Here is a 19,845-nt window from a genome sequence, read left to right on the forward strand (position 1 = left end):
GTGATTGTCTATTTCCCATGTCTGACCTCTTCCAGGATTACTCAGAGGCCGCCGCGCGCAGCGGCGCCTATGACGAAATGTTTGCCAACGGCCACGTCGCCAGAAAATCCTACGGTCAGGTTGCCGGCGCCCTGCAGGAGCTTTCCCTGGCGGATGTCACCGCCCGGGCCGACTCCATGGCCCGCAGCTTCCTCGACCGTGGCGTCACCTTCGACTATGCGGGCGAGGAGCGGCCGTTCCCGCTGGACATTGTTCCCAGGGTCATCCCGGCTGACGAATGGGATGTGCTGGAACGCGGTGTGGCCCAGCGCGTCAAGGCCCTCGAAGCCTTCCTCAACGACGTCTACGGGCGCATGGCGGTGGTGGCGGACGGCGTGATCCCGCGCCAACTGGTGACCACCAGTGCGCACTTCCACCGCGCCGTGCATGGCTTCGAACCGTCCGGCGGTGTCCGCGTCCACGTTTCGGGCATCGATGTGGTCCGTGATGCGGCGGGCACGTTCCGGGTCCTTGAGGACAACGTCCGCGTCCCGTCGGGCGTCAGTTATGTCCTGGAAAACCGCCAGGCGATGGCCAAGGGCCTTCCCGAGGCGTTCGGCCAGCAGCATATCCGTCCCGTGGAGGAGTACCCCCGCAGGCTTCTCTCGGCTCTTCGCAAGACAGCTCCGGCGGGCGTGGACGACCCCACAGTGGTGGTCCTGACGCCCGGGGTCTTCAACAGCGCCTACTTTGAGCACACACTCCTTGCGGGCCTCATGGGCGTGGAACTGGTGGAAGGCCGCGACCTCATCTGCCGCGGCAACCGCGTCTATATGCGGACCACCGCCGGCGAGCAGCGCGTGGACGTCATCTACAAGAGGATCGATGACGACTTCCTTGATCCGTTGCAGTTCCGTTCCGACTCCATGCTGGGTTGTCCCGGATTGGTCAATGCAGCGCGGGCCGGCGGCGTGACGATCGCCAACGCCGTGGGCAACGGCGTCGCAGACGACAAGCTCGTGTACAGTTACGTCCCTGACCTGATCCGCTACTACCTTCACGAAGAGCCGATCATTGCCAACGTCGACACTTTCCGGCTTGAGGAAAAGGAAGCCAGGGAGCATGTTTTGGACCGGCTCGAAGAGTTGGTGGTCAAGCCCGTGGACGGTTCCGGCGGAAAGGGCCTGGTCATTGGCCCCGATGCTTCCAAGGACGAGCTCGATGCTTTGCGCAAGCGCGTGATCGCCGATCCCCGCGGCTGGATCGCGCAGCCTGTGCTGCAGTTGTCCACTGTTCCGACGTTGTCCGGAGACAAGTTCGGCCCCCGGCACGTGGACTTGCGTCCGTTCGCAGTGAACGACGGCGACGACGTCTGGGTCCTGCCCGGCGGACTCACCCGTGTGGCACTCAAGGAGGGGTCGCTGATTGTGAACTCCAGCCAGGGCGGCGGATCCAAGGACACTTGGGTACTGGCCAATTCGCCGCAGATGCCGTCCGAATTCATTCCACGGCAATCAGTGACCGTTCGCGAACAGGTGTCCGTGTGGCCCGTGGAAAGCAACTGGCGGGACCGGCAGACGGAACAACAGCAGTGAGCGGCGTTCCGTTCCTCCCCACCCTTGAACTTCGACAAGCACCACGCGAAGGAGGCACAGCCGCATGCTGAGCCGTATTGCCGAGTCACTCTTCTGGATCGGCCGCTATGTTGAGCGCGCCGATGGCACCGCCCGCATCCTGGACGTCCACTTGGAACGCCTCAACCACTTGCCCCTTGAGGAACAGCGCACCGTGGCAAGGGACCTGCTTGCCGTCATGGGCGCCAAGCCGCAAAACGAGGACTTCGGCCTGCCCGAACTCCTGCATGCCCTGGCCTACGACAAGCAAAGTGCGTCCTCGATCGCCGGTTCCCTCGGTGCCGCCCGTGAAAACGCACGCCGTGCCCGCGAGACCGTGTCCCAGTCGCTCTGGGAGAGCCTCAATACCACCTACTACGGCCTTAACCAGCACCGTAAGGATGTGGTGGGCACCTACCGGTTCTGCAACTGGGTCCTGGAACGGACCGCCATGGTCCGCGGCCTCGCCGACACTACGGTGAGCCACGACGAAAGCTGGCTGTTCATGGTGCTTGGCCGCTCCCTGGAACGGGCAGACATGACCGCACGCATGCTCTCCACCCGCGACGTCCAGTCGGCCGGCATGTCCTGGGTCAACATGCTGCGGTGCGCCGGTGCGTACGAGTCGTTCATCCGGACCCGCAGGGCCGCTTTCGGTGACCAGCACGCTGCCGAGTTCCTGCTCCTGGACCGGCTCTTCCCACGGTCCATCGTCTACGCACTGCGCGATGCCGACGAGTCCTTGGCCAAACTGGATCCCTCGGCCCAGCGCGTTGGCTTCATCAACGATGCCCGCAGGATCGTGGGCCAAGCCCGCACCTTCCTTGAGTTCCACCGGACCGATGACCTGATGTCCGAGCTTCCCGAGCACATGGAACGTGTGCAGAAGGCCGTGACCCAGGCCTCGGACGCGATTTCCCGTAAGTACTTCAATCAGGCTGATGAGCACGCCTGGGTGGGAGAAGTTTCATGACCCGGTTGAGCATCGTCCACAAGACCGCCTACAAGTACAACCGCCGTGTGACCCTCAGCTACAACGAGGCCCGCATGACGCCGTTGACGGACGGCCAGCAAGTGGTCCTTGAGTCCTCGCTGAAGGTGAGCCCCAGCCAGGCCTCGGTGAGTACCTACCGCGACTATTGGGGTACCCGCGTTACCGCCTTCGACATGCAGATGCCGCACGAGAACCTTGAGGTCCTGGCGACTGCCACTGTGGAGGTCCACCGCACTGAACGGGTGGCGAACGACGACGATATTGTTGGCTGGGACGTCATCCGTTCCGCGAAGATCCAGGACGAATTCAGCGACTGGTTGCCGCAGTCACGGCTTAGCGGTCCGGGCGAGGAAGTCCTCAGCCTGGTTCCCGGCGTCGTCGAGGGCAAGAACCCGCATGAGGCGGCACTAGCAGTCTTCTCCTGGATGGCCGGTGAGATGACGTACATGAAGGGCACCACGGGAGTCACCACCAACGCCGAGCAGGCCTGGACCCAGCGTCAGGGTGTTTGCCAGGACCTCGCACACCTGGCCATCGGCTCGCTGCGCAGTTGCGGCATCCCGGCGCGGTACGTCTCCGGCTACATCCACCCGAGGTCCTCGGCGGACATCGGCGAAACCGTGGCGGGCCAGTCCCACGCATGGCTGGAGTGGTGGGATGGCGAATGGCGCAGCTGGGACCCCACCAACCACAAGCCGGCGGGGGACTACCATGTGACAGTTGCCAAGGGGCGCGACTACCGGGATGTGCCGCCGCTGAAGGGAATCCTTTCGGGCGGCGGCGGCTCCGGTTTGTCGGTGTCGGTGGAGATTACCCGCCTGGCGTAGTGCTCACCAGGGCGAGGACTTGTAATCCTTGAGGAAGACGCCGTACTGGTCCTCGCCCTGCTCGCCCATCACGATCGGATCGTAAACCCGGGCGGCGCCGTCCACCAGGTCCAAGGGAGCATGGAAGCCTTCTTCCATGAGCCGGATCTTGGTGTAGTGCGGCCGCTCGTCGGTGATCCATCCGGTATCGACGGCGGTCATCAGGATACCGTCGGCGTCCAGCATTTCCTGGGCACTGGTCCGCGTCATCATGTTCAAGGCTGCCTTGGCCATGTTGGTATGCGGATGGCCCGGCCCCTTGTAGGCGCGGGAGAACTGCCCCTCCATGGCGGACACATTCACGATGTACTTCCGCCGTGCCGTGGAGCGCTTCATCGCGCCGCGAAGACGGCTGACCAGCAGGAACGGTGCCGTGACATTGCACAGTTGGACCTCCAGCATCTCGAGCGGATCCACCTCATCCACCACTTGCGTCCAGCTGTTGATCGTGGCGAGGTCCGGAACCAAGCCACCGGCATCGATCGCCGTTCCGGATTCGATCCGTTCCAGCGAAGCGGACCCCGTGGACAGCGCCAACGAGGTAATGGCGTCGCCGGCGAGGACCGGGTGCTCGGTCACGCTGCTCGCCAGGGCCAGGGGGTGCTTGTCGTGGGCGTGGCCGAAGGTGACCAACTCGGGCCCACCGTTGGCCGTTTCGAGGGCGGCGGGCAACGGCTCGTCCTCCGCGTCCACCAATGGCTTGTAGGCATTGCCTGACCTGCGCACCGTCTGAGCCGCGTTGTTGATGATGATGTCCAACGGACCGGCCTCGTTGAGCGAATCCGTCAGTGCCATGACCTGTGCCGGATCGCGGAGGTCAATTCCCACGATCTTCAGGCGGTGCAGCCATTCGGAACTGTCCTCCATGGCCGCGAAACGGCGCGCGGCATCCTTGGGGAAGCGCGTGGTGATGGTGGTGTGGGCGCCGTCACGGAGCAGTCGCAGGGCGATATACATGCCGATCTTGGCCCGCCCGCCGGTCAGCAGCGCCCTGCGCCCGGTGAGGTCCGTGCGCGCATCCCGCTTGCTGTGGCTGAATGCGGCGCACTCCGGGCACAACTGGTGGTAGAAGGCATCCACCTGGGTGTAGTGCTGTTTGCAGATATAGCAGGGCCGGGACCGGATGAGGTGACCGGCTACCTCACCGGTTGCCGAGGGAGCCAGCTTGTTGCCCCGGGTTTCGTCGTCAATGCGGTCCGGGGCCGCTGTGGCGGTAAGGGCGATCACCGCGCGGTCCGCTTCCGCGATCAGGTCCCGCTTGGTCACCCGCCGGTGACGCTTGACCGCCTTGAACATCTTGCCCGTGGCACGGCGGACGGCAATATAGTCCGGGTGCTCTTCGTCGTAGGCATGGATGGTGGTTAAAACCTTGAGGCAGGCCTGGATCTCCTCAGGCGTCAGGTCGGTGGAGCTCATTGACCTGATTTTACAGCCTTGGGACCCCGGGGCCTGCCTCGGGTTGGTGGTGCGGGTTTCGTCAGTGCGCGGCGCCTTGGGAAGCGGCGTCCACCACGCGCGCCTGGATCCCGGCGGCTACTTTCTCGGCAGAGTCGCGAATGTCGGGATCGCCCTGCGTTGCTGCCTTGAGGGCTTCAGGAAGGCTGCGGCGGTACTCGGCGGAAAGCGCCAGCTCTTCTTCGCCGGGTTCCGGGACCACCTGGCCCTTGGCCAGCACCGTGATGCCGGATTCGGTGACCTTGTACCCCCGGGCCTTGTCCAAGGCCGCATCCACGCCAATGGCAGCACCGGCGGGGACTTTGACGTTCTTGTCAAGGATGGCCCGTTTGATCACGGCACCCTCCCCAACGCGAACCTTGTCCATGAGTACGGAATCCTGGACCCGGCTGCCGGCTTCGACGAAGACGTCGTTGGACAGGACCGAACCCTCAACAATGCCACCGGAGATCACCACGCCGCTGGCAACGATCGAATCCAGGGCTGTTCCCACCGTGCTGTTTTCGCCGCGGACAAACTTGGCCGGCGGAGAAATGCTCTGGCGGGTGTAGATCGGCCATTCGGAGTTGTACAGGTTGAAGACGGGGACGGGGGAGATCAGGTCCATGTGGGCGTCGTAGAAGGAATCGATGGTTCCTACATCGCGCCAGTACGTGCGGTCGCGCTCCGTGGCGCCCGGGATGTCATTGAGCGTGAAGTCGTAGACCCCTGCCTCACCCTTGTCCACGAAATACGGGATGATGTCGCCGCCCATGTCGTGCTTGGTGTCCAGCCGTTCGGCATCCACATGCAACGCTTCCACCAGGGCATCGGCGTTGAAGACGTAGTTGCCCATGGAAGCCAGGAACTGGCTGGGGTCGGCCGCGAGCCCAGGCGTGCTGGCGGGCTTCTCGACGAAGGCGGCGATCTTCTGGGGATCGTTCTGGTCGACCTCGATCACGCCGAACTGGTTGGCCATGTTCAGCGGCTGGCGCACGGCTGCAACGGTGGCCTTTGCGCCGCTGGCAATGTGCTGCTCAACCATCTGCGAGAAGTCCATGCGGTAGACGTGGTCAGCACCCACAACAACCACAATGTCCGGGGCGTCGTCGTGGATCAGGTTCAAGGATTGGTAGATGGCGTTGGCGCTGCCGAGGAACCAGCTCTTGCCCACCCGCTGCTGCGCCGGAACGGAAGCGACGTAGCGCCCCAGCTGGGTGGACATGCGCCAGGTCTCGGAGATATGGCGGTCCAGGCTGTGCGATTTGTATTGTGTCAGCACAACAATTCGCAAATATCCCGAATTGACCAGATTCGATAGTGCAAAGTCAATAAGCCGGTAACCGCCGGCAAACGGTACAGCTGGCTTGGCACGGTCTGCTGTCAGCGGCATCAGGCGGTTGCCCTCTCCACCGGCCAACACGATTGCCAAAACTTTCTTCAACGCCATGGTCACAGCTCCCCGTACGTCTTCGTAGCCCCCAAAAGTCCGATTTTCCGGACTCTTTCACACTAGAACACATACGGCTGAACGACTACGTTGGTTAGCGTGCGAATAGACATTGTGACTAAAGAATTCCCCCCGGAAATTTATGGCGGTGCCGGTGTCCATGTTGCCGAGCTCAGCCGCGTGCTGGCGAAGCACGTTGACCTCCATGTGCGGGCCTTCGGCGCAGCGCGCGAAGCCGACTACCACGGTGCAACGGTTGACTCCTATGAGACACCCGGGGATCTGGACGGGGCCAACGCTGCCGTGCAGACCCTCGGCGTCGATCTGAGGATCGTTCCGGACGTTGCGGGGGCGGACCTCGTCCACTCGCACACCTGGTACGCGAACATGGCAGGGCACTTGGCGTCGCTGCTGCACGGTATTCCCCACGTGCTCAGTGCCCACAGCCTTGAACCGTTGCGGCCATGGAAAGCCGAGCAACTTGGTGGCGGATACGCGCTCTCGTCGTGGGTGGAAAAGACCGCCTACGAGGCCGCGGCCGCGATCATCGCCGTGTCGGAGGGGATGCGCCAGGATATCCTCCGCAGCTATCCCAACGTCGATCCGGCCAAGGTGCGCGTGGTCCACAACGGGATCGACGTGTCCCTGTGGGAGCGCGACGAGGAAGAAGACGCAATCCGTGCGCTCGGCATCGATCCCGCCAAGCCCAGTGTGGTCTTCGTGGGCCGCAATACGCGCCAGAAGGGTGTTCCCTACCTGCTGCGCGCTGCCTCGAGCCTTCCCGGGGACGTGCAGCTGGTTCTTTGCCTCGGCGCGGCTGACACCCCCGAACTTGCCGCGGAAACGGCCAAGCTCATCGAAGAACTGCAGAGCCAGCGTGAGGGCGTCATCCTCATTGAACGGATGCTGCCGCGGCGCGAGCTGATCCAGGTCCTGAGCCACGCCACCGCGTTCGCCTGCCCGTCCATCTACGAGCCCCTCGGCATCGTCAACCTTGAAGCCATGGCCTGCGGCGCGGCGGTGGTGGCCAGTGCCACCGGCGGCATCCCGGAGGTGGTGGACCACGGAAACACCGGGCTCCTGGTGGAGTTGGAACAGGTCACCGACGGGACGGGTACGCCGCTGGATCCGGAGAAGTTCGTCCGTGACTTCGCCGCTGCCCTCAACGAGGTGGTGACCGATCCGGACCGTGCACGCGCCATGGGTGTCGCAGGACGGCGCCGGGCCGAGGAACATTTCTCGTGGGAATCCATCACTGAGTCCACCCTTGAGGTCTACCGCTCGGTGCTCGCCTAAGCGTCGCTGAAGCAGCCGAAACCACGACGGCGCCGCCCCCTCAGGTGGGGACGGCGCCGTCGTGGTTTCCAAGCTTCAGCAATTGTTCACCCCTTGGCCAGCCCGGACTGCTAGACCCCGAAAATCACTGTTGCCGGCCCGCTTTCAGCGCCATCAGGGCCTTTTCGTCGGCTGGGGCGCTGCCGCTGGCCCGCTCGTGCCGGAAGTAGGTACGGGCTTCCTCCTGGCGCGTGGCCTCGGCACCCGTGGCTACCGCAGCCCGCAAGTGCTCCGGGCCGTAGCCGAAGGCATCCACGAGGTCCAGGGCATGCGGGCGGATCTTCACCAGCAGCCGGTTGATGTAGGTGCCTACCGTGCGGCCACGCTGCATGGAGAGGCGGCCGTTCATGAGGTACCACGAGAGGTGTTTCTCAATGAGGGACAGTCCAAAGAGATCACGCAACCACGTCAGCACTTGCTTGGTTCCGGCATCGGATACCGATTCCAGGGCTTCGGTGAACGCCTCCCACTGAAGCAGTTCAGCGTGTGCCTGGGCGGCTTCGATGAGCTCATGCTGGTGCTGGTTGAACAGCGCTGCCGCCTGGTGTTGGGGAAGCTTGTTGGCACCCTTCAACGCGGCCCCGACCTCCGCCACCATTGACTGGACCCTGTCTGTCAGCAGGGTGCGCTGGCCGGCTTCATCCCGCAAGGCCAGTGCGGCTTTCTGGACGGATCCGGAATCAGCCACGAACTGCGCTACTTGGCGAAGGCCGGTCCGGTGGAACGCAACATCCGCAGCCTGATCCACAACGTAGCGGGCCAGCACTCCGAAATCGGCACTGCGGAATTCCTTGGCGTAATCGGCCAGCAGCCGCTTGGCCACCAACTGAAGGAGAACCGTATTATCGCCTTCGAAGGTCACGTACACATCCAGGTCGGCCCGCAGGGAGGCGAATCGGTTCTCGATGAGGAACCCGGCCCCACCACAGGCTTCCCGGCACTCCTGCAACGTGTCCAGGGCGTGCCAGGTGCTGAGCGGCTTCAAGGCAGCGGCGAGGGTTTCCAGATCCTGGCGGTCGGCGTCGGTGTCGTGGGCTCCGGAGAAAACGTCGTCGAACTTCGTGAGCAACTGTTCGTGCGCAAAGCTTGCCGCGTAGGTGGTGGCCAGCCGCGTGAACAGGCGGCGCTGGTGTCGCTGGTAGTCCAGCAGCACTTCCTCGTCCGTGGGCGATGACGCGTTGAACTGGCGGCGCTCTGCCGCGTAGTGGATGGCGGCCTTCAGTGCCACCTTGCTGGCCGCCACTGCGGCGCCGTCAAGGGAAACCCGCCCTTGGACCAACGTGCCCAGCATGGTGAAGAACCGGCGGCCCGGGCTTTCGATGGTGGAGGTGTAGGTGCCGTCGGCGGCGACGTCGCCGTAGCGGTTCAGCAGGTTGGTCCGCGGAACCCTGACATCGGTGAAGTGCAGGCGACCGTTGTCGATGCCGTTAAGTCCACCCTTGATGCCATCGTCCTCGCCCCCGATGCCCGGGAGGAACTCCGTGGTGTCCGGATCGCGCAACTCAACGTAGAACGCGTGGACGCCGTGGTTGACGTTGCGTGTGACGAGTTGGGCGAAGACCACCGCAGCCAGGCCGTCGTTGGCGGCGTTGCCGATGTAGTCCTTCCAGGCCGCCCGGAACGGAGTGTTGATGACAAATTCCTGGCTGGCGGCGTCATAGGTGGCTGTGGTGGCGATACTTGCCACGTCGGAACCGTGACCGGTTTCCGTCATGGCAAAGCACCCGGGGATGTCCAGGCTCATGATTCCTGGAAGCCATTTGTCGTGATGTTCCTGCGTGCCCAGGTGCATCACTGCGGAGCCGAAAAGCCCCCACTGCACGCCCGCCTTGATCTGAAGCGAAGGGTCGGCGGTGACCAGCTCCTCGAACCCGGCGATATTTCCGCCGTGATCGTCCGATCCGCCCAGGCGCACCGGAAAAGCCCGGTGGACGGCGTTGTTGTCCACGAGGTACTTCAACTGGTCGAAGACGCGGTGGCGGTGGTCTGTATGAGTGAGGCCCTCGATCTTCCGGACCTCGGGGCGGCCGGCGAGTTCACGGGCCTGGCGCCGGACGCCGGCCCACGTGCCGAGGAGTTGCTCGCCCAATGCCGCGACGTCCACGGCGGGCACGGCTTCGACACCGGGTGCAGGGTTGCCCGCGGTCGCCTGCCGGGCTGATGATTCGCGATCCACTACGTCGGTCATGCTTCTTCTTTCTCTGGTTCCGGACAACTGCTGCGTCTTTGCTGGTGTCAGGTGGTCTTGAGCTGTGGGGCGATGCCCAGGCACAGCCAGTCGGTGATGTTCGCGGCCATGGTGGCCTTGTCCGGCTTGGCGGGCGTGGCGGCACTTCCGAGCCACATTTCGCCGGCGTTCCGGACCAGGCCGATCGCAGCCGTAGGCCAATATTCGATGAGGGCCTCGTTGTCCGGCCCCAGGTATTGACGCATGGGAGTGGCGATCATGCCGGTGATCTGCTCGAAAAAGTTGCCCAGGGCGCCGGATGCGGCAATGGCATCCTGCGCCGAGGCTTCTCCCGGGGTCAGCCTGGTAATGAAGGCATAGACATTCGGGCTGGATTCGGCCATCTGGAGGTAGGCGGAGACCATGGCGTACAGCCCCTCACGCGGAGTCTGCGCCGACTGGGCTGCGTCCTTCATGCGGCGTTGCATCTGCCCAAGAACCACTTCGCCCATGGCCTGTTGCAGCCCGGCTTTATCTCCGAAGTACCGGTAGTAGACCGATTTGGAGGTTCCGGCCGCGCCCGCGATGTCCTCCATGGACGCGTCGCTGCCGAGCGCGTGGACGGCCTTCCTCGCCGTCTTGATCAGCGCCCGCCGCCGTTCTTCGCGGTGGGACTGCCAGCGGGCCGTGCGGCCATCCATGGCGGTTTCGGCCCCGGCGACGGCGGCAGGGGAGTGCTCGACGCCGGTTCGGCCGGCGCCTTGGTGGGCAGGTGGGAAATCTGCGGGACCGCTGTTCACGATACCCAGCGTATCAGGTACGCTGGGTATCAGTAACCGGCATCTTTTCAGGAGGAGACAAGCATGGCTGCAACAGACGTAACCACGGGTGCAGGCCCGCAACCGCTCCAAGCACGTTCGGCAGTCATCGTGGGCGGAAACCGGATTCCGTTTGCGCGCACCGGCGGTGCGTACGTGAAGTCGTCCAACCAGGACATGCTCACCGCAGCACTGGACGGGCTGATCGCACGCTTTGGGTTGCAGGATGAACGCATCGGCGAAGTCGCGGCGGGGGCCGTGCTGAAGCATTCCCGGGATTTCAACCTCACCCGTGAGGCGGTGCTCGGCTCGGCGTTGTCTCCGGAGACTCCGGCGTACGACCTGCAGCAGGCTTGCGCCACCGGCCTTGAAACGGTCCTTGGCCTGGCCAACAAGATCAAACTGGGCCAGATCGATTCCGCCATTTCCGGCGGCGTGGACTCTGCCTCGGATGCCCCCATTGCAGTCAGCGAGGGGTTGCGGGAGATCCTCCTGGACCTTAACCGCGCCAAGACCCCGGTCCAGAAATTGCGCATCCTTGGAAAGATCAGGCCCAAGGACCTGGCACCGGATGCACCCAACACCGGCGAACCGCGTACCGGACTGTCCATGGGGGAACACCAGGCCCTGACTACGGCACAGTGGAAGATCTCCCGCGAGGCCCAGGACGAACTCGCCTTCAACAGCCACCACAATCTCGCCTCCGCCTACGACCACGGCTTCTTCGACGACCTCATCACCCCTTACCGTGGCCTCAACCGCGACTCGAACCTGCGACCGGACACGTCCCTTGAGAAGCTCGCTGCGCTCAAACCGGTGTTCGGCAAGAACCTTGGATCCCAGGCCACCATGACCGCCGGCAACTCGACGCCGCTCACGGACGGCGCTTCGACAGTGCTGCTCGCCAGCGCGGAGTGGGCAGAAAGCCGTGGCCTGCCCAAGCTGGCCACCGTCGTGGACGGTGAAGCCGCCGCCGTCGACTTTGTCCATGGCAAGGACGGGCTGCTCATGGCGCCGGTATTTGCCGTCCCGCGGCTACTGGCACGCCAAGGACTCACCTTGGAGGACATCGACTTCTTCGAAATCCACGAGGCCTTTGCCGGGACCGTGCTCAGCACCCTGGCGGCGTGGGAGGACGAAGACTTTGGCCGCACCCGACTCGGCCTGGACGGCGCGCTGGGCAAGGTGGACCGCGCAAAGCTCAACGTGAATGGATCATCCCTCGCGGCAGGCCATCCCTTCGCGGCGACCGGGGGCAGGGTTGTTGCCTCGCTGGCCAAAATGCTGCACGGAAAGGGCACGGTGGACGGTCGTCCGGCCCGCGGCCTCATCTCCGTTTGCGCCGCGGGCGGCCAGGGCGTCGTCGCCATCCTGGAAGCTGCATAGGGGACCCGATGACGGACAAATACACCCAAATCGTCAGCGGTGGGCTGGGCCGGGACGTGGCCAGGAAGCTTGGCCTGCCCCAGCCCGTCCTGTTGCGTCGCTACCAGCCCGGTGCGCCGTTGATCTCCGGTCCGGTGTTGGTCAACGGGGACAGTGCGGGCGCCGACGATCTCGCCACCACCTTGCTGGGTTGGGGCCTGGACGTCCGCCGGAATGCCTTGCCCAAGGAAAAGTTGGGCGCCATCATTCTGGTCCTCGATTCAGTGCAGCACCCTGAGGACCTGGGCAAGCCTGTCCTTGCCGTGGGTGCTTCCCTCCGGGACCTTGCACCCAACGGCCGGTTCATCACGGTGTCCCGGGCACCCCAGGGAACCTCGTCGCCGGCAACCGCCGCCGCCCGCCAAGGCATCGACGGCCTGCTGCGTTCCCTGGCGAAGGAGCTCCGGTCGGGGGCTACGGCCAACGGTGTCGTGCTTGCGGAGGACCTGGCCACCACCAGCCCCTCCGCCCTCGGGGCCGTCCGGTTCTTCCTGTCCGGTCGCTCGGCCTACGTCGACGGACAATTCCTTTCGGTGACCTCGGCGGCCGGTCGGATGCCGGCCGTGGCGGACAAGCCCCTTGCAGGAAAAGTCGCCGTGGTCACCGGCGCGGCGCGGGGGATCGGTGCCGCGATCGCCCGCACCCTGCACCGGGATGGCGCGAAAGTGGTGTTGGTGGACATCCCTGCGGCCGGAGACCACCTGGCCGAGGTGGCCAACCAGGTGCACGGGACGGCGCTGCAACTGGACATCAGCCGCAGCGATGCGGGGCAGCGGATCATCGAGCACGCCGTGGAGCGACACGGCAGGCTGGACATCGTGGTGCATAATGCCGGCATCACCCGGGACCGCCTCCTCGCCAACATGGACCAGGGCCGGTGGCAGTCGGTCATTGCCGTGAACATCGCCGCGCAATTGCGGATCAATGAGGCACTCCTGGCGTCCGGGCATTTCAAGGATGCCCCGCGCATTGTCTCGGTGGCCTCTACCAGCGGCATCGCCGGCAACCGGGGCCAGACGAACTACGGTGCCTCCAAGGCCGGTGTGATCGGCATGGTGCGGTCAACCGCGCCGTTGATGGCCTCCTTTGGCGGGACCATCAACGCTGTTGCTCCGGGCTTCATCGAAACGGAGATGACCGCCCGGATGCCCCTGGCCATCAGGGAGGCGGCCCGCCGGCTGAACTCCCTCAAGCAGGGCGGCCAGCCGACGGATGTGGCCGAAGCCATTGCCTTCCTCGCGAGCGACTCTGCCGGGGGCATTTCCGGGGAGGTCCTTCGAGTCTGCGGACAGCAACTGGTGGGCGCATGATCCAGGCCCAGCCCGTCATCCTCGGAGAGTTGCCGTCGCTGTCCAAGCTCTACGTCAATGCCGCCGCCAACGCGGCCCGGAGGCGCGTCCTGGGGACCCCGCCGCGCAGGAAGCTTCCGGCCGTGAGCCATGAGGTCCGGGACGTGACGGCGGACGTTGAAAACCTCACGTCCTATCAGCATTTCCTGGGTGAAACGGCACGCGACATCCTTCCTGCCGGGTTCGTCCACGCGCTGGCTTTCCCGGTGGCCATGAGCGTGATGAACCGTGACGACTTTCCGTTGCCACTGCTGGGGATGATCCATCTCAGGAACCATGTGGAGCAGTACAGCCCTATCCAGTTCACCCAGGCGCTGGATATCAGGGCCTGGGCGGAAAACCTCCACGGTCACCGCGCAGGTACCCAAGTGGATGTGGTGGCCGAAGTCCGTTCCCACGCTTCGGGAGTGTTGCTGTGGCGTGGCGTTTCCACTTACCTGGCCAAAGGCGTCTTCCTGCCCGGAATCGACAAGGCCGGGACGTCCAACAGTGCGGCAAAGACGGACTTCAAGCCCCCGTTTCCCACCGCTCTCTGGCAACTCGGGGTGGATACGGGACGCAGCTATGCCGCGGTATCAGGTGACTTCAACCCGATCCATTTGAGCGGTCTTTCCGCCAAGGCCCTGGGGCTGCGCGGATCGATTGCCCACGGCATGTACCTGGCGTCCAGGGCGTTGGCCGATGTGGGCGCCGTCAAGGCCGAAGCGTTCACGTGGGACGTAGCCTTCGAGGCCCCCGTGTTCCTGCCGGCGCGGGTGGCTTTGGATATCTCCACGACCCAGGCGGCATCCGGGGCTTGGGAACGCTCGGAGTACGTCGCCTGGAATCCGCGCAGCGGACGCCGCCATTTCATCGGCAGCGTTGCTGCGCCGGGCTAGGCCCCGGGGCACGACGACGGCGGCAGTCAGTAATGGTGACTGCCGCCGTCGTCGTGTATATGACAAAGCGGGATTTCGGCACATGACGCCGGTGGCAATAAATGTGAGCAAGCTCGCAAGCGGGTATTTTTGCGACAATGCCTTAAACAATCAAGGCCCGGAATTCGAAAATTCCAGGCCTTGAATTGGTGCGCGGAGGGGGACTTGAACCCCCACCCCCTTTCGAGGACTAGCACCTCAAGCTAGCGCGTCTGCCATTCCGCCACCCGCGCAGGTGGTGTCCGAAGTAACTGTTTGCGCCGTGCGGCGCTTTACTTTCCTTCGAAGCAGCGAGAAAAACTCTAACACGCTTTTGTGGGAACACAGAAATCGGGCAGCCGGTGCGCGGTGGTGCGGTAAAGCCCGCTCCGACGGGTGGCCCGAATGTCTGCACCCTGGCCCATCCGATGAGTAGGCTGAGGGGACACGGGACAGCACAGCGGCGGAGTCCGCGCTGCGCGTCACCGGAACCTGCAGCCCAGCCACGCAAGGAGAACTTCCATGTCTGTCATCCGTCCCGAAGACGAAGTAGTCCGGATCTGCCAGGAGCTCATTCGCATCGACTCGTCCAACTTCGGCGATGGCAGCGGACCGGGGGAACGTGCTGCCGCTGAGTACACCGCAGGCCTCATCAGCGAAGTCGGCCTCGACGTCGAGATCTTCGAATCCGAGCCTGGGCGGGCAAGCGTGGTCACCCGCATGGCCGGCGAGAATCCATCCGCGGACGCGTTGGTGGTCCATGGCCACCTGGACGTGGTTCCGGCACTGAAGGACCAGTGGAGCGTTGATCCTTTCAGCGGTGAACTGAAGGACGGACTGATCTGGGGCCGTGGAGCGGTGGACATGAAGGACATGGACGCCATGATCCTGTCCGTGCTGCGTGATTTCGCCAGGACTGGCCGCAAACCCAAGAGGGACATCATTTTCGCCTTTTTCGCCGACGAGGAAGCGGGCGGAACGTACGGGGCGCGCTATGCCGTGGAGCACCGCCGTGAACTTTTCGACGGTGCAACTGAAGCCATCTCCGAAGTGGGCGGTTTCTCGGCAACAATCGGTGGCCAGCGAACCTACCTCCTGCAAACAGCCGAGAAGGGTATCTCCTGGCTGCGGTTGGTAGCGCACGGCCGCGCCGGCCACGGCTCCCAGATCAACACGGACAACGCAGTGACCCGTCTCGCGGCTGCCGTCACCAGGATCGGCGAGTACACGTGGCCCATCGAGCTGACTCCCACCACGCGGCAGTTCCTGGACGGCGTCACCGAACTCACCGGAGTGGAGTTCGACCCCGACAACCCGGACATCCTCCTCAAGGAACTGGGGACCGTGGCGCGGTTCGTTGGTGCGACCCTGCAGAACACTTCCAACCCCACGTACTTGCGCTCGGGTTACAAGCACAATGTCATTCCGGAGTCCGCCGAAGCTTTCGTCGATTGCCGCACGCTGCCGGGTCAGCAGGAGTTGGTGTTCCAGACCATCAAGGAGCTCGCTGGTGAAGGCATTGACATCAGCTACGTGAACAAGGATGTGTCCTTGGAAGTCCCGTTTGCGGGGAACCTGGTGGACTCCATGATCGATGCCCTCCACTCGGAGGACCCTGGAGCGAAAGTACTGCCCTATACGCTTTCCGGTGGAACGGACAACAAGTCGTTAAGCAAAATCGGCATCACGGGCTACGGCTTTGCCCCGCTCATGCTCCCGGACGAGCTCGATTTCACCGGCATGTTCCACGGCGTCGATGAGAGGGTTCCCGCCGAATCGTTGAAGTTCGGCGCCCGCGTCCTGAACAGGCTGCTCACCAACTACTAGGAAGGCTGAGGCAATGGTTCCCGAGGAAATCCTGCCCGACGAACTGCTCGAGCGGCTCCGGGGGCGGGCTGCGGGCTACGACAGGGACAATGCGTTCTTCCACGAAGACCTCGCGGACCTTGCCGACGCCGGTTACCTCAAGGCTTTTGTCCCGGCGTCCGACGGCGGCCTGGGCCTTGGCCTCGAAGCGGTGGCTGCGCTTCAGCGCCGGCTCGCCACGGCCGCGCCGGCCACAGCGTTGGGCGTGAACATGCACCTGGTCTGGACCGGCGTCGCGCATGTCATGAACGCAAGGGGAGACGATTCCCTGGCCTTTGTCCTCAAAGAAGCCGGAGAAGGGGAGGTCTTTGCCTTCGGGATTTCCGAAGCGGGCAATGACTCCATGCTCTTCGATTCCGGAACTGTGGCCGAGCCGTTGCCTGATGGCGGCTACCGGTTTACCGGCCGCAAGATCTTCACCAGCCTGTCCCACGGCTGGACACGGCTGGGTACCTTCGGCAAGGACTCCGATGCCCGTGATGGCGAGGGCGAACTGGTGTTCGGATTCCTGCGCCGGGAGGATCCCGGGCACCGGACCCTTGATGATTGGAACACGTTGGGCATGCGTGCCAGTGCGTCCAACAGCACCTTGCTGGAGGGTGCTGTGGTGCCGCCGGAACGGATCTTCCGGAAGCTCCCGGCAGGACCGAACCGGGATCTGCTGATCTTCGCGATTTTCGCCTGCTTCGAAACGTTGCTCGCCGCCGTCTACACCGGGCTTGCGGACCGTGCCTTCGTCCTGGGCGTGGACGCCGTGAAACGGCGCGTCTCCTCGAAGTACGGGGGACGCAGTTTTGCCCAGGATCCGGACATCCGCTGGAAGATCGCCGATGCCGCCATGGCCCTGGACGGCATCTACCCACAGCTGGCCGGCCTGGCCCGGGACGTGGACGGGTTGGTGGACCACGGTCCGCAATGGTTCCCGAAGCTGGTGGGCCTGAAATCACGGGCGACGGAGAATGCCCGCTACGTGGTTGACGTGGCCATCAGGGTGTCCGGGGGAGGGAGCTATTTCCGTGGCTCGGAGCTCGAGCGGCTCTACCGTGACGTGCTGGCCGGCATCTTCCACCCGTCCAACGACGAATCGGCGCACAATACAGTGGCCAGCGCCTGGTTGGGACCCTTGGAAAACTAGTCGGTGGGACTACACCGTTCGTTGGACGGAGTACACCTTCCGGCGAAGCCAGAAACGGCGGCCGCCGCCCATATACAGCCGGCTGCGCTCCAACTCCCACTTGCCGTACTCGGAGTGCTCAGCCAGCCGACGGCGGGCCTCCGGCAGCGAATCCTCAGGTCCAACCGTCAGGACGAGGTACTCGTACTGACGCGCATAGTCTCGTTGGCGCTCAACGGAGCCGCCTTGAAATTGTTCCTTCATCCCTCTCCATTTTGGTCCTTTTCCGGCTAACGTGAAGGCATGAGCATCGATCCGCGTGTCGCGCTGCAGTCACTGACTGCTGCCTTCGAAGAGCATCTGGCCGCTGCCTCCGCCCGGCGCGGGGAGGGTGATCCCACCGTCGAGGCGGCCTTCTTCGCCGTCGCCGATGCGTTCGAGGTTTACGAGGACGCACTCTACGAGGCCTATTCCGAGGTTACTCCCCTTCAAGTGTTCGACGAGGATGACGAGGACGGTGAAGAGGTCCTCGACGAGGACCTCGAAAGCCTGGAGGACTGAGCAACTGTCACCGGCCACCCAACGGGTGGCCGGTTTTTTTGTGCCGGTTTTGGCCTTCTTTGTGCTGCCTTGGGCCCGGATTGGCGCTGATCTCCGGCGTCGAACCACGAGCCAAGGCACGTAGTCCCAAGTAGCGCAGCTAGGTACTCGCGAGTATGCGCAAGGGGTAAACCTGCGCAAAGTTGAGTACCGACTACTGGTGCGCCCCCATTTCCCCCCGGCTTCACTGGGTTGTAGGCAATGGCAGGTCTGCAAAAGAAGGCTGACATGGTACGAGTTCCGCTCTTGCGCCAAGGCAAGGCAACAGCACCCAAGCGTGCAACCCACACCGTCGCGGCATTCCCCCTGCAACCGGCCGTTGCCACCGTCAATCCGCCGGTGTCTCCCTGGATTGACAAGTCCGTTGCTGCACAACGGACTGAAAAGGCGGGACTGGCGGCACTGGGGGCAGATGTCACCCTGGACCTCATGCCGCCAGTCACCCGCCGGCCCGCACACGCGGTGCTGCCGCGGCCCGACCGTTCAACGTGGATCCGGTTGCTGAGGAATGCCCTCCGCCTTTCCGACAGTGTTTTGGTGGCGGTCGCGGTTTTTGCCGGATACCTGCTGAACACCGATGGCTTCGCTACGGCCGCGGAGGGAACCGGATACACACGGCAAGCCATCCTGGGACTGCTCATCGGGTTGGCGTGGATTGGCGCACTGGAGGTCTACCGCACGCGGGATTCGAAGGTCCTTGGCGTCGGCCCGGAGGAATACAAGCGCGTCCTCTCGGCCAGCCTGCGGGTCTTCGGCTTCCTGGGCGTCGCCGCGGTGGTGTTCAGGATCGAGTCCGTCAGCACCTTCGTCCTTGTTTCGCTGCCCATCGGCGTTGCTGCCCTTGCGGTGAACCGGTGGGCTTTCAGGCGCTGGCTGGGCCGGCAGAAGGCCCATGGCCTGTGCCTCTCCCGAGCCATCGTGGTGGGTGAGCCGGAGGACGTCAGGTACGTCATCAAGCAAATCAACAGGAAGTCCGGAGCCCCTTACGACATTGTGGGAGCCTGCCTTCCGGGCGCACGCCGGGGAACAACCCTCGTGGTGGACGAACGCCGTGTCCCTGTTCTCTCTTCGATCTACGGGGTGGCCCGCACCGTCCGGCAGACCGGAGCCAACGCAGTGATCGTGGCAGGCCCAGTTCCGGGCGGCAACCAGTTCATCCGCGAGCTGGGGTGGCGGCTCGAGGAAGATGCTGCCGAACTGGTGCTCGCGGCAACACTGACCAACGTCGCCGGTCCCCGCATCCACTGGCGGCCGGTCGAAGGCCTCCCCCTGATGCACGTCGACATCCCGCACTATTCCGGTGGCAAGCACACCCTCAAGCGGGTCATGGACATCGCCGTCGCGGGCGCAGCCCTCCTGGTCCTGGCGCCCGTGCTGCTGGCACTGGCCCTCATAGTCCGGTCCGACAGCCCCGGTCCCGTCCTGTTCAAGCAGGAACGGATCGGAAAGCGCGGAACCACCTTCCAGATGCTCAAGTTCCGTTCCATGGTGGTGGACGCCGAGGCCCGGTTGGAAGAACTCAGCACCAAGGACCAAGGAGCGGGCGTGCTGTTCAAGATCAAGGGCGACCCCAGGATCACCAAATGCGGACGCTGGATGCGGAAGTACTCCCTGGACGAACTGCCGCAGTTCTGGAACGTCCTGATGGGCACCATGAGCCTGGTGGGCCCCCGCCCGCCCCTGCTCCGCGAAGTTAACGGCTATGAGCAGCACACCCACCGCAGGCTACTGATCAAGCCGGGCATCACCGGTCTGTGGCAAATCAATGGACGGTCCGACCTCCCATGGGACGAAGCTGTCCGCCTGGACCTCTATTACGTCGAGAACTGGTCCATCGCGGGGGACCTCATGATCATGTGGCGGACCTTCCGGGCCATGACCCGGCCCGCCGGAGCCTACTAAACCCTTTCAACCCAGTCACCCTCACAGAATCCGAGTG

16 protein-coding genes and 1 tRNA gene are annotated in these 19,845 nt (G+C 64.1%); 11 read left to right on the plus strand and 6 right to left on the minus strand.

Going from position 1 to position 19,845, the window contains the following annotated elements; all coding sequences use genetic code 11:
• Positions 1-17 precede the first annotated feature (17 nt).
• The 3 genes from ACIQTZ_RS04295 to ACIQTZ_RS04305 all read left to right on the plus strand — a co-directional run bounded on the left by ACIQTZ_RS04295 (position 18) and on the right by ACIQTZ_RS04305 (position 3,413).
• The gene (locus ACIQTZ_RS04295) at positions 18-1,574 is read left to right on the plus strand and encodes a circularly permuted type 2 ATP-grasp protein (protein ID WP_402942497.1); all 1,557 of its coding nucleotides are present in this window, start codon (positions 18-20) and stop codon (positions 1,572-1,574) included.
• Positions 1,575-1,638: 64 nt separating this feature from the next.
• On the plus strand, positions 1,639-2,565 hold the full coding sequence (locus ACIQTZ_RS04300) for an alpha-E domain-containing protein (RefSeq protein WP_400332391.1): 927 nt from the start codon (positions 1,639-1,641) through the stop codon (positions 2,563-2,565).
• Positions 2,562-3,413: a transglutaminase N-terminal domain-containing protein gene (locus ACIQTZ_RS04305; RefSeq protein ID WP_397321818.1), complete on the plus strand. Its 852-nt coding sequence runs from the start codon at positions 2,562-2,564 to the stop codon at positions 3,411-3,413. The genes ACIQTZ_RS04300 and ACIQTZ_RS04305 overlap by 4 nt, the downstream gene beginning before the upstream one ends.
• Before the next feature lie 3 nt (positions 3,414-3,416).
• On the opposite strand, the gene ACIQTZ_RS04310 is transcribed toward ACIQTZ_RS04305, so the two are convergent.
• Positions 3,417-4,868 carry an SDR family NAD(P)-dependent oxidoreductase gene (locus ACIQTZ_RS04310; protein WP_400332394.1) on the minus strand — a complete coding sequence of 484 codons (1,452 nt, stop codon included), beginning with the start codon at positions 4,866-4,868 and terminating at the stop codon, positions 3,417-3,419.
• A gap of 61 nt (positions 4,869-4,929) precedes the next feature.
• Positions 4,930-6,342: a glucose-1-phosphate adenylyltransferase gene (glgC, locus tag ACIQTZ_RS04315; RefSeq protein ID WP_400332397.1), complete on the minus strand. Its 1,413-nt coding sequence runs from the start codon at positions 6,340-6,342 to the stop codon at positions 4,930-4,932.
• Positions 6,343-6,435: 93 nt separating this feature from the next.
• Here glgC and glgA point away from each other — a divergent pair, with 93 nt between their 5' ends.
• Positions 6,436-7,632 carry a glycogen synthase gene (glgA, locus tag ACIQTZ_RS04320; RefSeq protein ID WP_402942489.1) on the plus strand — a complete coding sequence of 399 codons (1,197 nt, stop codon included), beginning with the start codon at positions 6,436-6,438 and terminating at the stop codon, positions 7,630-7,632.
• Positions 7,633-7,756: 124 nt separating this feature from the next.
• On the opposite strand, the gene ACIQTZ_RS04325 is transcribed toward glgA, so the two are convergent.
• Both ACIQTZ_RS04325 and ACIQTZ_RS04330 read right to left on the minus strand, forming a co-directional pair.
• Positions 7,757-9,859 (minus strand): acyl-CoA dehydrogenase, encoded by a 2,103-nt coding sequence (locus ACIQTZ_RS04325; RefSeq protein WP_402977824.1) that lies wholly within the window; start codon positions 9,857-9,859, stop codon positions 7,757-7,759.
• Positions 9,860-9,906: 47 nt separating this feature from the next.
• On the minus strand, positions 9,907-10,539 hold the full coding sequence (locus ACIQTZ_RS04330) for a TetR family transcriptional regulator (protein ID WP_402977976.1): 633 nt from the start codon (positions 10,537-10,539) through the stop codon (positions 9,907-9,909).
• Positions 10,540-10,701: 162 nt separating this feature from the next.
• On the opposite strand from ACIQTZ_RS04330, the gene ACIQTZ_RS04335 reads away from it, so the two are divergent.
• The 3 genes from ACIQTZ_RS04335 to ACIQTZ_RS04345 are packed head-to-tail and all read left to right on the plus strand — an operon-like array spanning position 10,702 to position 14,308.
• Positions 10,702-12,042 carry an acetyl-CoA C-acetyltransferase gene (locus tag ACIQTZ_RS04335; RefSeq protein WP_402977827.1) on the plus strand — a complete coding sequence of 447 codons (1,341 nt, stop codon included), beginning with the start codon at positions 10,702-10,704 and terminating at the stop codon, positions 12,040-12,042.
• 8 nt (positions 12,043-12,050) lie between these two features.
• Entirely contained in the window at positions 12,051-13,391 is a 1,341-nt protein-coding gene (locus tag ACIQTZ_RS04340; RefSeq protein ID WP_402977830.1) for a 3-oxoacyl-ACP reductase, read from the plus strand.
• Positions 13,388-14,308, plus strand: coding sequence for a MaoC family dehydratase (locus ACIQTZ_RS04345; RefSeq protein ID WP_402977833.1), 921 nt, complete (start codon positions 13,388-13,390; stop codon positions 14,306-14,308). Before ACIQTZ_RS04340 ends, ACIQTZ_RS04345 begins: the two co-directional genes overlap by 4 nt.
• A 186-nt stretch (positions 14,309-14,494) precedes the next feature.
• Here the strand turns inward: ACIQTZ_RS04345 and ACIQTZ_RS04350 are convergent.
• Positions 14,495-14,580 (minus strand) — tRNA-Leu (locus ACIQTZ_RS04350).
• Between the two features lie 268 nt (positions 14,581-14,848).
• Between ACIQTZ_RS04350 and ACIQTZ_RS04355 the strand changes: the two genes are divergently transcribed.
• Positions 14,849-16,153, plus strand: a complete 1,305-nt coding sequence (locus ACIQTZ_RS04355) for a M20/M25/M40 family metallo-hydrolase (protein WP_400332414.1) — start codon at positions 14,849-14,851, stop codon at positions 16,151-16,153.
• Positions 16,154-16,166: 13 nt separating this feature from the next.
• Complete coding sequence (locus ACIQTZ_RS04360; protein WP_402942476.1) at positions 16,167-17,327, plus strand: acyl-CoA dehydrogenase family protein; 1,161 nt, start codon at positions 16,167-16,169, stop codon at positions 17,325-17,327.
• Positions 17,328-17,336: 9 nt separating this feature from the next.
• On the opposite strand, the gene ACIQTZ_RS04365 is transcribed toward ACIQTZ_RS04360, so the two are convergent.
• A complete protein-coding gene (locus ACIQTZ_RS04365; RefSeq protein WP_387438396.1) occupies positions 17,337-17,570 on the minus strand; it encodes a DUF5703 family protein in 234 nt (77 codons plus the stop codon).
• Positions 17,571-17,609: 39 nt separating this feature from the next.
• Between ACIQTZ_RS04365 and ACIQTZ_RS04370 the strand changes: the two genes are divergently transcribed.
• Both ACIQTZ_RS04370 and ACIQTZ_RS04375 read left to right on the plus strand, forming a co-directional pair.
• Positions 17,610-17,867, plus strand: a complete 258-nt coding sequence (locus ACIQTZ_RS04370; protein ID WP_397321829.1) for a hypothetical protein — start codon at positions 17,610-17,612, stop codon at positions 17,865-17,867.
• 267 nt (positions 17,868-18,134) lie between these two features.
• On the plus strand, positions 18,135-19,808 hold the full coding sequence (locus ACIQTZ_RS04375; protein ID WP_402942473.1) for a sugar transferase: 1,674 nt from the start codon (positions 18,135-18,137) through the stop codon (positions 19,806-19,808).
• The last annotated feature ends 37 nt before the right edge of the window (positions 19,809-19,845 follow it).

Origin of the sequence: Paenarthrobacter sp. NPDC090520 (assembly GCF_044769205.1) — a bacterium.
Classification (GTDB): domain Bacteria; phylum Actinomycetota; class Actinomycetes; order Actinomycetales; family Micrococcaceae; genus Arthrobacter.